Annotated in this window: 11 protein-coding genes and 1 riboswitch; of the genes, 2 read left to right on the forward strand and 9 right to left on the reverse strand. The window is 31.2% G+C overall.

Annotated features, from left to right (window positions below; all coding sequences use genetic code 11):
• Positions 1-130: 130 nt before the first annotated feature.
• The 9 genes from WHD08_RS08895 to WHD08_RS08935 form a co-directional block, all read right to left on the reverse strand.
• Positions 131-1,378: a sulfate adenylyltransferase subunit 1 gene (locus tag WHD08_RS08895; RefSeq protein ID WP_208891075.1), complete on the reverse strand. Its 1,248-nt coding sequence runs from the start codon at positions 1,376-1,378 to the stop codon at positions 131-133.
• Positions 1,379-1,560: 182 nt separating this feature from the next.
• On the reverse strand, positions 1,561-2,466 hold the full coding sequence (gene cysD / locus WHD08_RS08900) for a sulfate adenylyltransferase subunit CysD (RefSeq protein ID WP_165733135.1): 906 nt from the start codon (positions 2,464-2,466) through the stop codon (positions 1,561-1,563).
• Positions 2,467-2,476: 10 nt separating this feature from the next.
• Positions 2,477-3,091 (reverse strand): phosphoadenosine phosphosulfate reductase family protein, encoded by a 615-nt coding sequence (locus WHD08_RS08905; RefSeq protein ID WP_208891074.1) that lies wholly within the window; start codon positions 3,089-3,091, stop codon positions 2,477-2,479.
• The gene (locus tag WHD08_RS08910) at positions 3,091-3,354 is read right to left on the reverse strand and encodes a DUF2061 domain-containing protein (RefSeq protein ID WP_208891073.1); all 264 of its coding nucleotides are present in this window, start codon (positions 3,352-3,354) and stop codon (positions 3,091-3,093) included. The genes WHD08_RS08905 and WHD08_RS08910 overlap by 1 nt, the downstream gene beginning before the upstream one ends.
• Before the next feature lie 390 nt (positions 3,355-3,744).
• Positions 3,745-4,158 carry an RrF2 family transcriptional regulator gene (locus WHD08_RS08915; RefSeq protein ID WP_165733138.1) on the reverse strand — a complete coding sequence of 138 codons (414 nt, stop codon included), beginning with the start codon at positions 4,156-4,158 and terminating at the stop codon, positions 3,745-3,747.
• Between the two features lie 144 nt (positions 4,159-4,302).
• Positions 4,303-5,508, reverse strand: coding sequence for a polysaccharide lyase family 7 protein (locus tag WHD08_RS08920; RefSeq protein ID WP_244183334.1), 1,206 nt, complete (start codon positions 5,506-5,508; stop codon positions 4,303-4,305).
• A 137-nt stretch (positions 5,509-5,645) separates the two neighbouring features.
• On the reverse strand, positions 5,646-6,815 hold the full coding sequence (locus WHD08_RS08925; RefSeq protein WP_208891072.1) for an O-succinylhomoserine sulfhydrylase: 1,170 nt from the start codon (positions 6,813-6,815) through the stop codon (positions 5,646-5,648).
• A 167-nt stretch (positions 6,816-6,982) separates the two neighbouring features.
• Entirely contained in the window at positions 6,983-10,387 is a 3,405-nt protein-coding gene (thrA, locus tag WHD08_RS08930; RefSeq protein ID WP_208891071.1) for a bifunctional aspartate kinase/homoserine dehydrogenase I, read from the reverse strand.
• Between the two features lie 88 nt (positions 10,388-10,475).
• The gene (locus WHD08_RS08935) at positions 10,476-11,750 is read right to left on the reverse strand and encodes an O-acetylhomoserine aminocarboxypropyltransferase/cysteine synthase family protein (RefSeq protein WP_165733141.1); all 1,275 of its coding nucleotides are present in this window, start codon (positions 11,748-11,750) and stop codon (positions 10,476-10,478) included.
• 123 nt (positions 11,751-11,873) lie between these two features.
• A riboswitch (SAM riboswitch) is annotated at positions 11,874-11,997 on the reverse strand.
• A gap of 420 nt (positions 11,998-12,417) precedes the next feature.
• Between WHD08_RS08935 and metK the strand changes: the two genes are divergently transcribed.
• Both metK and gndA read left to right on the forward strand, forming a co-directional pair.
• Entirely contained in the window at positions 12,418-13,674 is a 1,257-nt protein-coding gene (metK, locus tag WHD08_RS08940) for a methionine adenosyltransferase (protein WP_208891070.1), read from the forward strand.
• Positions 13,675-14,124: 450 nt separating this feature from the next.
• Positions 14,125-16,023, forward strand: a complete 1,899-nt coding sequence (gndA, locus tag WHD08_RS08945) for an NADP-dependent phosphogluconate dehydrogenase (RefSeq protein WP_205860262.1) — start codon at positions 14,125-14,127, stop codon at positions 16,021-16,023.
• The last annotated feature ends 19 nt before the right edge of the window (positions 16,024-16,042 follow it).

A 16,042-nucleotide genomic window follows, 5' to 3' on the forward strand; every position in this document is an offset into this window, starting at 1 on the left:
ATATTGTTAATAATATTTTTTTTATAGACCTACAAGGTTGTTGAAACCTTGTAGTTTTTATTGGAATATATAGAAGTCAACTTTTAAGACTTCGATTCCATTGTTCCCCCTTCAGGGGAAAGGGGGCTTTTTACTTGATAAAACCTACACCTACTGTATTGTTGCTTTTTGGATCTATTAAAATAAATGATCCATTTGATTTATTATTCTTATAAGAGTCAAAAGCTAATGGTTTACTTAACTTTAATTGTATGTCTCCTATTTGGTTTAATACTAATTCTGATGGATTTTCTTCAATTCCAGAAAAATCAGTTTTTATAATACTAGACAATTGTGTAATTTTTGCTTGTGCATCATTTACACCATGTTTAATATAGTATTTTTGAGAAGCTTTTAAAGGCTCTTTATCCATCCAACAGATAGTTGCTGTTAATTCTTTAGCAATTGTTGGCTCTTCATTTACTTTCACCAACATATCTCCCCTACTAACATTTACATTGTCCTCTAATGTAATGGTAACAGAACTTCCTCTTTTTGCAGTTTCAAATTCTTTATCGAAAAAATTAATTGTTTTAACTTTCGATTTTGTTTGCGATGGTAACACTGCAACCTCATCTCCAACAGCTAAATCACCTCCATAAAGCTTTCCTGCATAACCTCTAAAATCGTGGTATTCTTCCGTCTTTGGTCTGATAACTGTTTGCACAGGAAAACGAGTTTGAGAAGCATCATTAATATCTTCTGCATCTAATCTTTCTAAGTGATGCATTAACGTTTCTCCTTTATACCAAGGCGTATTTTCAGATTTATGAACCACATTATCTCCTTGTAAAGCAGACATTGGTATAAACGTTAAATTCTGACCTTTGTACTCACTTTTACTTGCTAAATATTCAATTTCAGCTTTAATGGTGTTGTATTTCTCTTCAGAAAACTCAACTAAATCCATTTTATTAATAGCAATTACAACATCTTTAATTCTCAATAAATTATTGATAAAAAAGTGTCTGTATGTTTGTTCTATAACTCCGTTTCTTGCATCAATTAAAACGATAGAAGCTTGTGCAGTTGAAGCACCCGTAACCATGTTTCTTGTATATTCTATATGCCCTGGAGTATCTGCTATAATGAAACTTTTACTTGGTGTAGAAAAATAGATATGCGCTACATCAATAGTAATTCCTTGTTCGCGTTCTGCTACCAAACCATCGGTTGCTAAAGAGAAATCTAAATAGTCAAAACCACGTTGTCTACTTTTTTCTTCTATCGCTTCTAACTTATCGTCTGTTAATGATTTTGTATCGTATAAAATACGACCAATTAAGGTACTCTTACCATCATCTACACTTCCTGCTGTTGCTATTTTTAGTACTTTCATTCTTATGAGCTGTTCGCTATTAGCCTTTGGCTTTTAGCTTAATTTGTATTCATTTTTAATACTTACAAAGCGATTAAATTTTGTAAGGTGTTTGCAAATAGTTGCGTTAGGGATTGAAACGACATCCTTTTTTTTTCAAAAAAAAGATATAGTGGAAAGCCCGTTAAAACGCCCAAAGTATTCTAAAAATACCCTTGTTGTTTACGTTTCTCCATTGCTGCTTCAGATCGTTTATCATCTATTCTTGCACCTCTTTCTGAAATGGAAGAATCTCTAATTTCTTCTACAACTTTTGCAATATCGACTGCGTCGGATAAAACTGCTGCTGTACAACTCATATCTCCAACAGTTCTAAAACGAACCATTCTTTCTTCTACTTTTTCTTCTTCATCTCTAAAAACAACTTCATCATCTGCAGACCAAATCATTCCGTCTCTTACAAATATTTTTCTTTTATGTGCAAAATAGATTGATGGAATCTCGATATTTTCTTGTTCTATATAAGACCAAACGTCTAATTCCGTCCAGTTAGAAATTGGAAAAACACGTACATTCTGACCTAAATCTATACGTCCGTTTAACATATCGAATACTTCTGGACGTTGGTTTTTTTCATCCCACTGACCAAAATCATCCCTTACAGAAAAGATTCTTTCTTTTGCTCTTGCTTTTTCTTCATCTCTTCTTGCTCCTCCAATACAAGCATCAAAACCAAACTCTTCTATAGCGTCTAACAACGTTTCTGTTTGCAACATATTTCTACTTGCATATCTACCAGTTTCTTCTTTTACTCTACCAGAATCTATATTGTCTTGTACATTTCTTACAATTAACTCAACACCTAATTCTTTTGCTAATCTGTCTCTAAATTCAATCGTTTCAGGAAAATTATGACCTGTATCAATATGCATTAAAGGAAAAGGAATTTTTGCTGGATAAAATGCTTTTTGAGCTAAACGTACTAACGTTATACTGTCTTTTCCTCCAGAAAAAAGCAACACAGGTTTTTCGAACTGCGCTACAACTTCTCTAAAAATATAAATTGCTTCACTTTCTAAAGCATCTACTTGTATTGTTGTATTACTCATAATTATCTTTTTAGATGTGTAAACCACATTCTCTGTTACTTTCTACTTTTGTTGGATCGAAATATGTAAACTCATTTGGCAAATTTTGTTCTACTAAATAAGCATCTAATTCTTTATCTGTCCAGTTATAAAACGGACTCACTTTTACTACACCGTCTTTACTTTGAGAAACAACATCTATACTGTCTCTAAATGCCGTTTGACCTTTTCTTAAGTTTGTAAACCAAACATCTGGTTGATGCTCTTTCATAGCTCTAGAAAATGGCTCTAACTTAACTTGTTCTGTAAACAAAACATGTTTTGGATCTTCTACCGAAGGAACTCCTAAAACAACATTTCTATGAGCTGCCGTTTGTTTTGGTGTATATAAATGAATGTTTAAATTCAGTTTTTCTATAATTTCTTCCGCATGTTTATAAGTCTGCATCGTATTATAACCAGTGTCGCACCAAATTACTTTAATGTCTTTTTGCACATCCGTAACCGCTTTTAAAATTGCAACTTCATAAGGCCTGAAGTTGGTTGTAATTACTGGATTTTTAGCAAAAGAAATAGCCCAAGCTATAATTTCTGCTGGACTTTTATCTTTTAATTCTGCGTTAACTTGTGTTAAGTTTAAGCTCATTACTTTCCCCATTTTATTTTATTCCATACTCTCTCGTGAAAGAAGTATAAAACTAACTTTGTTAAAAAATCTATTGATGCAATTGAAGTAGCCACTGACAACTCCCCTGTTAAGAGGTAAGACACTATTAAAGTATCTACTGTACCTATAACTCTCCAACTTAATGCCTTAAGCACACTTCGTAAAGGTTTTTCAGAAGTTTTATCTTCTTTAAAACCTTTAGTCTGTGCTTTTTTACTAAAAATGATTTGGTCTAAAATCATAAAAAAAATTAATTCAAATAATTACCCTACTACTTTAATAGGGTATGCAAATCTACATTATTATTATACAAAAAGTCGGGATTAAATCTTAAAAATTACCTAAACCCTATAGATTTAGTAGATTAATAAAAAAAGAGTAAATAAATTATGAATATGTAACTACTACAAGGTTTTAGTAATTAAAATAATACAAAGGGAATCTAAAGTGAGCTTGTAAAGGTGTGTTGTCTCAATATTAATTGGCAAAAGAAGTTGAATATCAACCTAAAGACGGAAAGGAATAATTAAGAGATTGCTACTTGCTTAGTGCTTAGTGCTTAGAAATGGCAATTAATAATAAATAAAACAAATAGAAGGCTTCGTTGTTCCTCCTCGAAATGACTTATAGTTTTAGCAATTACACAAATCTGCTAGCGTAGTATTTTTAAAAATTTGCAAAGAACTATCTCTTACCTGAACCATTAACTTGTTTACAGCACAAAGGTTTTCATCAGGACAATCGGCACATTTTTCGTAAAAATTTAAACTAACACAAGGAATCATGGCAATTGGCCCTTCTAAGATTCTCATAATAGTAGTCATTTGAATATCTTTAGGTTCCTTTAAAAGATAGTAGCCACCACCTTTTCCTTTTTTAGACGCTAACAACCCGTTTTTACGAAGGGTTAAAAGAATAGTTTCTAAAAATTTTAAAGAAATATTTTCATTTTTAGAAATCGTAGCAATAGAAACAGGCGTTTTATCTTCTAGTCTTGCAAGATAAGTAAGTGCTTTAATTCCGTATTTTGTTTTCTTTGATAGCATAGTACAAAATTACACAATTTAATTACTATACTAAAATAGTAGGATATACTTTTTTATAAATAACTTTTGAAACTATAAAACCACTAAGTATTATCTCAGTGGGTTTATAGTTTAATCTAAAATCTAAGTATTTTTAACGATAACTTAATTTACAGTATGCGATTTTTCTAAAGCATAAAAAGTAGCTTGCACATAATCATCTGCATCTCCTGTATTATTCTGATTGTAAACTCCTGCTTTAAAATACATGTATTGCCCACCATTATTATAACCACTATTTGCCATAACTACAGTTTTAACAACATCGGCTTTGCCTTCTCTAATAATAGTAACCGTTAGATCATCTCCAACAACTTTAATATTGTAGCTAAATTTTTCATTAAGTGCTATTCCGTCTGGAGGGTTAGAACCAGAATTATCTTTAAAACCAATCATTTCGTACCATTGTTCAGCTCCACTTCCTTCTGCAGGTTCGTGTGCAAAATAAATAGACCCCAAAGTATTACCTGCTAATTTTCTATAATAAAGACGGATAGGTTCGTTATCATTTGCATGAATTTGACCAACAATAACACGTCCTTGCTGACCAGAATCTCCTGTAGTTGTTACATGATTTACAGCAAGTGTTGCAGACATTTCTCCGTCATAACTTGCAGCGGCAGTTATATCCGCTTGCGGAGCAGTACCAAAAACCCAATTATTTTTATTAACTCCTTTGGTATCTATACTAGTATTGGTTCCTCTTAACATTTCACGAAACTCAACTCTTGTATAACTTGTACCTGTAGATGTTTTAAATCCGTCTACTGGACACTTAAAAACCATTCCTCCATCTGCAGCTGTATAAAAATAAGTATCATTTTTATATACTCCATTAAGCTCACTTACAGTAATTGTTTTTGCGACACCACTTCCATTATTAATAGGAATACTCAAATTCCATGTAGCTAAATCAAAATTTTGAGAAGGTACTTTATTAGGATCTAAATCTCCTGTTATTTCTTCTCTTGCAGCTTGAGTTATTATTAAAGACTCCGATAAATCACCGCTAATTACAGTAATGCTACCTGTACGAGTATTAAATTCCGTATTTGATGATACAGAAATATTTATTGTTTTATTACCAATTCCATTTGTTGGTGAAATTGTAATCCAATCATTATTATTACTCGTGTACCAATAGGCATTAGCAGTTACAGTAACCGATTGTGTTTCTTGACTTGCAGAAAATTCAGCAATCGTAGATAAAGACAAAATACCTACTATTTCTTCTTCTGAATCTGCAGAGCTACAAGAAAAATAAGATAAAAATAATGCACCAACAAATAATAATCTGAAAGAAATTTTCATAAAAATAATGATATTAATAATTGAATTTTTAAAAGTACAAAATTGGTTAACCAATTTACCGTAATTTTAAATAAAATTATTATTTAATTAAATAAAGAGATTAAAACCAACTCTTTAAACAACCAAAACATCTATTATTAATTATTATTTAAAGCTTGTTTTAAATCAGCAATAATATCATCTGCATGTTCTAAACCAACAGAAACTCTTACCAAACCATTTGTAATACCGACTTCTAATCTATCTTCTTCAGATAAACGTCCGTGAGTTGTAGAAGATGGATGCGTAACAATAGTTCTTGTATCTCCTAGATTTGCAGATAATGAACACATTTTTATCGCATCTAAAAACTTTCTTCCAGCTTCAATTCCTCCTTTAATTTCAAAAGCAACAATATTTCCACCTAATTTCATTTGGTTTTTAGCTACTTCATATTGAGGATGCGACTTTAAAAATGGATATTTTACAAGCTCTACATTTTCATTTTCTTCTAAAAAAGAAGCTACTTTCAAAGCATTTTCACAATGTTTTTCTACTCTAATTGATAAGGTTTCTAAACTTTTAGACAACACCCAAGCATTAAAAGGAGACATTGCTGGTCCTGTATTTCTTGCAAACAAATAGATTTCTCTTAATAAATCTGCTCTACCAACAGTTACACCACCTAAAACTCTTCCCTGACCATCAATCAATTTTGTTGCAGAATGAATTACCAAATCTGCTCCGAATTTAATTGGCTGCTGAATGTATGGTGTCGCGAAGCAATTGTCAACAATAAAAATAAGGTTGTGTTTTTTGGCAATTTTACCAATCAATTCTAAATCTAAAATATCTACAGCTGGGTTTGTTGGCGTTTCTATATAAAGAACTTTTGTGTTTTCTTTTATCAAACTTTCAATTAAATCTACCTCATCAACCTTAAAATAAGAAGTTTCAATATTCCATTTTGGTAAATATTTAGTAAACATTCCATGTGTTGACCCAAATACAGATCTACAAGAAACGATATGATCTCCGGCACTTAACAACGCTGCAAATGACGAAAATATAGCTGCCATTCCTGTTGCAAAAGCATAACCAGCCTCCGCACCTTCCATAGCAACAATTTTATCTACAAATTCTGTTGTATTTGGGTTTGTAAAACGACTATATAAGTTACGTTCTTTTTCTTCTGCGAAGGATGAACGCATGTCTTCTGCATCGTCAAAAACAAAACTAGAGGTTAAATATAAAGGTGTAGAATGTTCAGAAAACTGACTTCTTTCTGTTTGACTTCTAATTGCTTCTGTTTCGAAATGTTTACTCATGACTTGTATTGTATTGTTAGACCGCTATCGCTTTTTAGATTCAATAATTAAGACAAAAAATGATAATTCTCTTATTTTTCCGTCTTGATTCTTGTCTCTTTTAATCTTATTTCTTTTTTTAAAATCGTGATTGACTGAAATACTGTCAACTGAAAACGGCCTACTGTTTAATTATTATGTTTCGCTAATCTTAAAATATCTCCAAAAACACCTCTTGCAGTAACACTTGCACCTGCTCCTGCTCCTTGAATTACAATTGGCTGTTCTCCGTAAGATTCTGTATAAATTTCAAAAATTGCATCAGAACCTTTTAAAGAACCTAAAGGTGTACTTTTATCCGTAGAAACTAATTTCACTTCTAATTTCCCTTTATTTTGTGATAAATCTCCACTTAACTCACCAATATAACGTAAAACATGATTCGGCTCTTGGTTTTCTTTTATTGTTTGATATTCGTCATTTAGTAATTCTAATTTACCTAAGAAATCGGTTGCAGAACCTTCTCTTAAATTCTCTGGAATTAAATTCTTAATTTCAACTTCATTAAATTCATTTTCTAGCTCTAATTCTCTTGCCAAAATTAGTAATTTTCTTGCAACATCGTTTCCTCCTAAATCTTCACGAGGATCTGGTTCTGTAAATCCTTTATCAATTGCTTCTTGCAAGGTTTTAGAAAAAGGAACATCATTAGCAGAAAAAGTATTGAATAAATAACTTAAACTCCCTGAAAATACACCTCTAATCTTGGTAATATTTTCTCCTGATTCATGTAATAAACGAATCGTATCTATTAAAGGCAAACCTGCACCAACATTCGTTTCGTACAAGTATTGTTTTTTATATTCTTTCAACTTCGCTCTTACTTCTTTATAAAACTCGAACGATAATGTATTGGCTATTTTATTACAAGAAACCAAATCGAAACCAGCCTCTATAAACGGAATGTAATTACTTACAAAATTGACGCTCGCTGTATTATCTACCGCTATCAAGTTTTCAAAATGATTTGCTTTTGTAAAAGCGATAATATCATCAACAGTTACATTTTCTTCACCGTTTTCTAATAGATTTTGCTTCCAATCTTTAGAAACTCCATTTTTATTTAACAATACTTTTTTAGAATTTGCAACTGCAAAAACATTTAGCTGAATTTTTCTTCGCTCTAAAACAGATTGTGTATTTTCTATAATTTGATCAATTAAAGTTCCACCAACCAAACCTTTACCAAAAACGGCAATGTTTATTTTTTTAGTAACTCCAAATACCTGACCATGAATTACATTTACTGCTTTGTGTAATTCGGTTTTTTTAACCACCAAACTCACGTTTTTACCCGTAACCGTGTTATTGAATAAAAGTGGTACTATTTGGTTTTTGATTAATGCATTATAAGGATGATGAAATTCGCTTAAATCTTGACCGATAATAGAAATTACCGCCACATTATTTACAATAGAAATCTGATTTACATCTTGTGAATAAAAATCATTTTCGAATTCTTTTTCTAACGATGCAACCGCTTCAACTGCTCTATCTGCATCAATAATAAAACCGATACCTCTTTCTGATGAACCTTGTGCAATAATACTTACGCTAATATTACGATCACTTAAAACCTTAAAAATACGAGCATCAACACCTACTTTACCTAATAAACCTCTACCTTCAAAATTTAGTAAAGCAACATTATCTATGGTAGCAATAGATTTAATACCTTTTGCTGATGAAGATTCTGAGGTGATTAAAGTTCCTTTATCTTCTTTGTGAAATGTATTTAAAATTCTAAGATTGATATTTTTCTCTAATAACGGAATAATAGTTTTTGCGTGTAAGATTGTTGCTCCAAAATTGGCCATCTCATTCGCTTCTGAAAACGATAATTGCTCAATCTTTTTAGCATCTGCAACCAAATCTGGATTTGCTGTAAAAATTCCGCTTACATGTGTGTAATTCTGTAATTCATCCGCATCTAAATAATTAGCTAATAAAGCTGCAGTATAATTACTACCATTTCTACCTAAAGTAGTGGTTTCACCTTTTTTGTTGGAGGCTATAAAACCTGTAACAATATTAACTGTTGTGTCATTATTTTTGAAAAAATTAATCACATTTTCTTTAGAAACCGCAGGAATAGGTTGTGCATTTCCAAAGTTTTCATCAGTAATAATTAAAGATCTAGCATCTACTGCATTGGCAGAAATATTTTCTTTCTCTAACAAACTTGCGACCAATTTTACAGATAACAATTCTCCTTGAGCTAAAACCTCATCTTTAATTTTATGACTATAATCTCCCAATAAAGAAACACCTTCAAAAATAGTTTCTAATTTAGAAAATTCTTGAGAAAAGTCTACAGAACTATTTGGTTCTAATTGATATGCTTTAAACTTTTCAAACTTAGTTTTATACTCCTTTTTTGACGCTGCCTTGTCTAAAATAGCTTCTAATTCATTTGTAGAATTCCCTCTTGCAGAGGCTACAACGGTTACTTTTATTCCGGCTTTATATTTACTTGCAATAATTTCTATTGCATTTTCTAATCCTTCACCATTGGCTAAAGATTTTCCTCCAAATTTTAAAACTTTCATCTTCTTTTCTCTATAATCTTTATTAAAAATAGGCTCAATAATTTTTTGCAACTGGTCATATTCCATCAAAAAAGCATCATGACCATGCACAGAATTTATTTCATTATAGGTAACATTATCTTTTGTTAATGCTAACTTTTTATGCGTTTCTCTATTTTCTTCCGCAGTAAAAAACAAATCTGAATCCACACCTATAATATGAATATTGGCATTAATTTTATCTAAAATCTCAATAGCTCTTTTTCCCCCAATAGTAACATCAATCGTTTTTAATAATTGATTCATTAACTTATAAGAAGATAATTGATATCGTTCTTGCAATGATTTTCCGTGATGCAACAACCAACTTTCTACATCAAAAATATCTGAATCTTCTTTTTTAGATCGATGAAAACGTTCTTTAAAACTTTCTGGCGTTCTGTAACACAACATAGCGTGCATACGTGCATCATGAACAGGATTACTAGAATTCACTAAAAATTGTTCTTGAATTTGACAATTGGCAATTAACCAATCTGTAGATTTCCAATCGGTTGCAATTGGTAAAAAATGTTGCGTTAAATTATTGTTTAACACCATCATTTCCCAGGCAATTCCGCCACCTAAAGAACCTGCTATCAATGCAAATAAAGTCTCAATTTTTAATATTGATAAACCTTCTAAAAATATCTTTGCAACATCTCTAGCTATAAAGTCTTTATAGTTATCAATTAAAATTCCATCGAAACCATTACCAGGAATATTAAAGGATAAAATGGTATAGGTTTTAGTATTAATTGCCTTTTCATCTCCAACAATATCTCGCCACCAACCTTCTTTACCTGCAACATAAGAATTACCCGTAAGTGCATGATTTACCAAAATGATAGGAGCTGTTCCTAAATCTTGACCAAAAACCTGGTAACTTAAATTCATTTCCGAAATTAAGGCACCTGATTCTGTAGTAAAATCTTTTATTTTGATATGTTGTAATGGATATTCCAAGTTATTTACTGAATTTTAAATTATTGTCTATTTAAGCGCAGTCGAAAAATAATAATAGTTCTCGACTGCGTTCAAAGAAACACACTTATTATATTTTTGAAAAAGCTGCTGTTAAATCTGCTTTTAAATCTTCTAAATCTTCAATACCAACAGACAATCTAATTAAATCTTGACTTACACCTGCACTTGCTTGTGCTGCTTCATCTAATTGTTGATGCGTTGTACTTGCAGGGTGAATTATTAATGATTTGGTATCACCAATATTTGCTAATAAAGAGAATAACTTGGTATTATCTGCGATTGTTTTTGCTGCTTCAAAACCACCTTTTACTCCAAAAGTTACCAAACCACTTTGCCCTTTTGGCAAATACTTATCTGCTAACGTTTTGTATTTATTACTTTCTAAACCAGGATAGTTTACCCAAGTAACCTCTTCTTGTGCTTCTAACCAAGTTGCCAAAGCCAATGCGTTTTTAGAATGTTGCTTAATTCTAACTGGTAAAGTTTCTAAACCTTGAATAATATTAAATGCGTTTGTTGGACTTAAAGCTGCACCAAAATCACGTAACCCTTCTAAAATTAATTTAAAAGTAAATGCTGCTGCACCTAAAGCTTCATGATATTTTAAACCATGGTACCCTGCAGAAGGCTCTGTAAATTCAGGGAATTTTCCGTTTGCCCAGTTAAAAGTTCCAGCATCAATAATTGCTCCTCCTAAAGAAGTTCCTTGTCCGCCAATATATTTTGTTAAAGAATGAATTACAAGATTTGCTCCATGCTTAATAGGATTTAATAATGCTGGTGTTGCCACTGTATTATCAACTATAAAAGGAACTTCTGCTGCTTTAGAATGTTCAGCAATTGCCTCTAAATCTAACACATCTAACTTTGGGTTCCCTAAAGATTCTACAAAAAATGCTCTTGTGTTCTCTTGAACTGCAGCTGCAAAATTATCTGGATTATCAGCATCTACAAACGTAGTTGTAATACCTAATCTTGGTAAAGTTACACTTAATAAATTGTAGGTTCCACCGTATAAGCTACTTGAAGCTACAATATGATCTCCTGCTTTTAAAAGTGTTAATAAACCAGTTGCAATTGCACCTGTACCAGAGGCAAAAACTACGGCTCCAATTCCGCCTTCTACAGCCGCTAAACGATCTTGTAAAATTTGGTTTGTTGGATTGTTTAAACGGGTATAAATAAAACCTAATTCTTTTAATGAAAAAAGGTTTGCAGCATGTTCTGAGTTGTTAAAAACATAAGATGATGTTTGATAAATAGGAACTGCTCTTGTTCCTCCATTTTGTGTTACATCATGCCCTGCGTGTAGTGCGTTTGTTGCTAATTTGTGCGTACTCATTTTTCTATTTTTTTTGAGTTAATAAATGATTAAACCAAAAGTCGAATGCATCAAAAATTTGATGTACTTACTAGAAAAATGTTATTAAGAATTTTACAAATACACGGAAGTGTAATTGTTTATGGGTTATCTATCCAATTTCTGATAAATGAATCTGAAATTAAGTAGAATTTAGCACCTTCTTTTCCTCACGAAAAGGGTTGCTAAGGTTTCAACGGGTCTTTCCCTCCACCTTTCTTGATAACATTTCGATAAGTTATTGAACTTTCTGAATGCAAATATATGTTTAGAAAAATTTAATAACCAAGAAAAAACCAATTTATTTTTTAGAAATATAAATATCACATTAAAACCCCTTGTTTAATAAGTATCAAACAAATAACAAACAATGAAGTTTGTTTTATTGATGATACCATAATAAAATATTATGCTTAAAAATTATGTTATTAGAATTTAAGCTGTAACTTTGCAAAGAATTTTAGAGGAAAAATTTGAACTGATTGCAACCTCTGACGCTGATATTTATATCTGCTGAAACAAAAAATGCTAAAGCAGTAATATTCTACTACTTTCAGCGACTTATGCAATCTCTTTTTATTTTTCTTGATTTCCAATAGGAAGAACACGTTTAAAAAAAATCAATTTTTAATATTAAAAAAGATTTATTATGTCATATTTATTTACCTCAGAAAGTGTTTCTGAAGGACACCCAGACAAAATTGCTGATCAAATTTCTGATGCTTTAATCGATAACTTTTTAGCATTCGACAAATCTAGTAAAGTTGCTTGCGAGACCATGGTTACAACCGGTCAAGTATTTTTAGCAGGAGAAGTAAAATCTAAAACGTATTTAGATGTACAGAAAATTGCTAGAGATGTAATTAACAAAATTGGTTATACCAAAGGAGCTTATATGTTTGATGGAAACTCTTGTGGAGTTTTATCTGCAATCCACGAACAATCTCCAGATATTAACCAAGGTGTTGATAGAGCAAACCCAGAAGAACAAGGAGCAGGAGACCAAGGAATGATGTTTGGTTATGCTACTGATGAAACAGAGAACTATATGCCTTTAGCATTAGAATTATCTCATAGATTATTAATTGAATTAGCTGCCTTACGTAGAGAAAATAAAGATATTCCTTATTTACGTCCAGATGCTAAGAGTCAAGTTACTATTGAGTATTCTGATGACAATGTACCGCAAAGAATTGATGCTATTGTAATTTCTACACAACATGATGATTTTGACAAGTCTGATGATGTGATGTTAGCAAAAATTAAAAAAGATATTGTTGAAATTTTAATTCCTAGAGTTGTTGCAAAATTACCTGCTCATCTTCAGAAATTATTTACAGATAACATTACCTATCACATTAACCCAACAGGTGTTTTTGTAATTGGTGGACCTCACGGTGATACTGGTTTAACAGGTAGAAAAATTATTGTTGATACCTACGGAGGAAAAGGAGCTCACGGTGGTGGTGCTTTCTCTGGAAAAGATCCTTCTAAAGTTGATAGATCTGGAGCATATGCAACAAGACATATTGCTAAAAATTTAGTTGCTGCCGGACTTTGTAAAGAAGTTTTGGTACAAGTTTCTTATGCAATTGGTGTTGCTAAACCAACAAGTATAAATGTTGAAACGTATGGTACAGCTACTGTAGATTTAACTGATGGAGAAATCAGTAAAAAAGTAGAGTCTCTTTTTGATATGCGTCCTTATTTTATAGAAAAACGTTTAAAATTAAGAAGCCCTATTTATTCTGAAACTGCTGCTTATGGTCACATGGGAAGAACTCCAGAAGTAAAAACAGTTACATTTACAAATCCTATGGGAGAAACTACGAGCGAAGAAGTAGAAACTTTTACTTGGGAAAAATTAGACTATGTAGATGCAATTAAAGAAGCTTTTAAGTTGTAAAACTTAAAAATATAATTAAAAAAAGCCTTTAGAATTTATTTTCTAGAGGCTTTTTTTATGCTGAATATATTTAACTACACTTAAAATAGTATCAGAAATTAGAAAGCTAAAATGTATTCTAAAAAACAAAGTTCATTTATATTTCGTTCAAATAAATGGACACTCACTTAATCAACAAAAGATATTTTTACTCTTTTATTTTTGATAAATAATCCATCGATAAAACTTTATACGAATAGATATTTTATCATTTTTTTTCTACCTCTAAAATTAAACTCCTTTAAAACCATATTCTAATAAATTATACACATTAGAATTATGTTACAGAAAAAAACATCTTTTAAACTAATTTTCAAGCAATTATCTGTTTTCAAAAAAAAGAACAGGATACAGGTACTTTTAATTTAAAAAACATATATTTGGGTGCCCAAACTGGTTAACCAAAAAAATATGAGCAATTTTAAAACAAACATTACATTTATTATGGGAGTTTCTGGTTGTGGAAAAAGCACCATCGGTCACTTATTATCTAAAGAATTAAATGTTCCTTTTTTTGATGGAGATGATTTTCATCCGAAGAAAAACATTTTAAAAATGTCTAATGGAGAGGCCTTAAATGATGATGATAGATTCGGTTGGTTACAAACATTAAACAAATTAGCAATAGAACAATTAAAGGATAAAGGTTGCATTATAGTTTGTTCTGCATTGAAAGAGAAATATCGTGATATTTTAAACACAAACATAAAAGATAGTGTAAAGTGGGTTTTTCTTGATGGTTCTTTCAATCAAATTAAAGAAAGAATAAATCAACGTGAAGGTCATTTTATGAGTGCTGATTTATTGAAATCTCAATTTGACATTTTAGAAGCACCAAAAAACGCTATTAAAGTCGATATAAGTTTAACGCCTAAAAATATTGTAAAAGTGATTAGTAAGGAATTATCAAAAAAATCGGAATTTGGATTATTCGGATTAGGAGTTATGGGGAAAAGCCTTGCTCGAAATTTAGCTAATAAAGGGTTTCATATATCTCTATTCAACAGACATGTTCCAGGTATAGAAGAAGATGTTGCTAAAAATTTTAAAAATGAATTTAAAGAATTAGCAACAAGTCTTCCGTTTGACCATATCGAATCTTTTGTAAATTCTCTAGAGACGCCAAGAAAAATCATGTTAATGGTGAATGCTGGTAAAATTGTAGATAATGTTATTGAAGATCTATTGCCTTTTTTAGAAGATGGAGATATCTTAATAGACGGAGGAAATTCAAACTACAATAAAACCAAAGAACGCTTTGATTATCTAAAAGGTAAAAACATTCATTTTGTTGGCGCTGGGGTTTCTGGTGGAGAAGAAGGTGCTTTAAAAGGTCCATCTATTATGCCCGGAGGAAGCAAAGAAAGTTATAAAGGCGTGCAACCTTTTTTAGAAGCTATCGCTGCTAAAGATGCCAACAACTTACCTTGTTGCACCTATATAGGTACAGAAGGCAGTGGTCATTTTGTGAAAATGGTACACAATGGAATTGAATATGTAGAAATGCAATTGTTAGCAGAAGTGTTTGTAATGTTAAAAGCATTAGGGCATAATCCGGATGAAATAGCAGATATTCTAGAATCTTGGAAAGAAACAACAAACAGCTATTTATTAGAAATCACCATCGATATTTTAAGAAAAAAAGAAGGTGATGATTGGTTAGTGAACCAAATAATGGATAAGGCAGGAAATAAAGGAACAGGAAACTGGACTACCATAACTACCGCTCAATTAGGAGTGCCAAGTTCTATGATTGCTACTGCTCTATTTGCTCGTTATACTTCTTTTTATAAGGATGAAAGAATTGCTGCAAGCAAAAATTTAGCAACAAAAATCAACACTAATTTTAACGTTGCCATTGATGATATTTTAAAAGCATATCAATTTGCAAGAATAGTGAATCATTATCAAGGTTTTAAATTGATACAAGAAGCGTCTAAAAACTACCAATGGAATTTGAACTTAAGTGAATTGGCTAGAGTTTGGACAAACGGTTGTATTATTAGATCTGAATTAATGGTAGAATTGGTTACCATATTTAAATCTACAGACAATATTTTAACTGATGAAACCATCATTGATAAAATAAAAACGCTAAAACCTAGTGTTAAAAAAGCAGTTTCTGAATGTATTTTAAATGAATTACCGATTCCTAACTTTAGTGAATCTATTAATTTCTTAAACAGTTTTGCCATCGCAAATTCATCAGCAAATTTAATACAAGCACAACGTGATTATTTTGGGGCTCATACCTACCAAAGAATTAATGACGAATCAAATAAATTCTATCATACAGAATGGAATAATTAACTAAATAAAAAACAATTAA

The organism is Polaribacter sejongensis (assembly GCF_038024065.1).
Taxonomy (GTDB): Bacteria; Bacteroidota; Bacteroidia; order Flavobacteriales; family Flavobacteriaceae; genus Polaribacter; species Polaribacter sejongensis.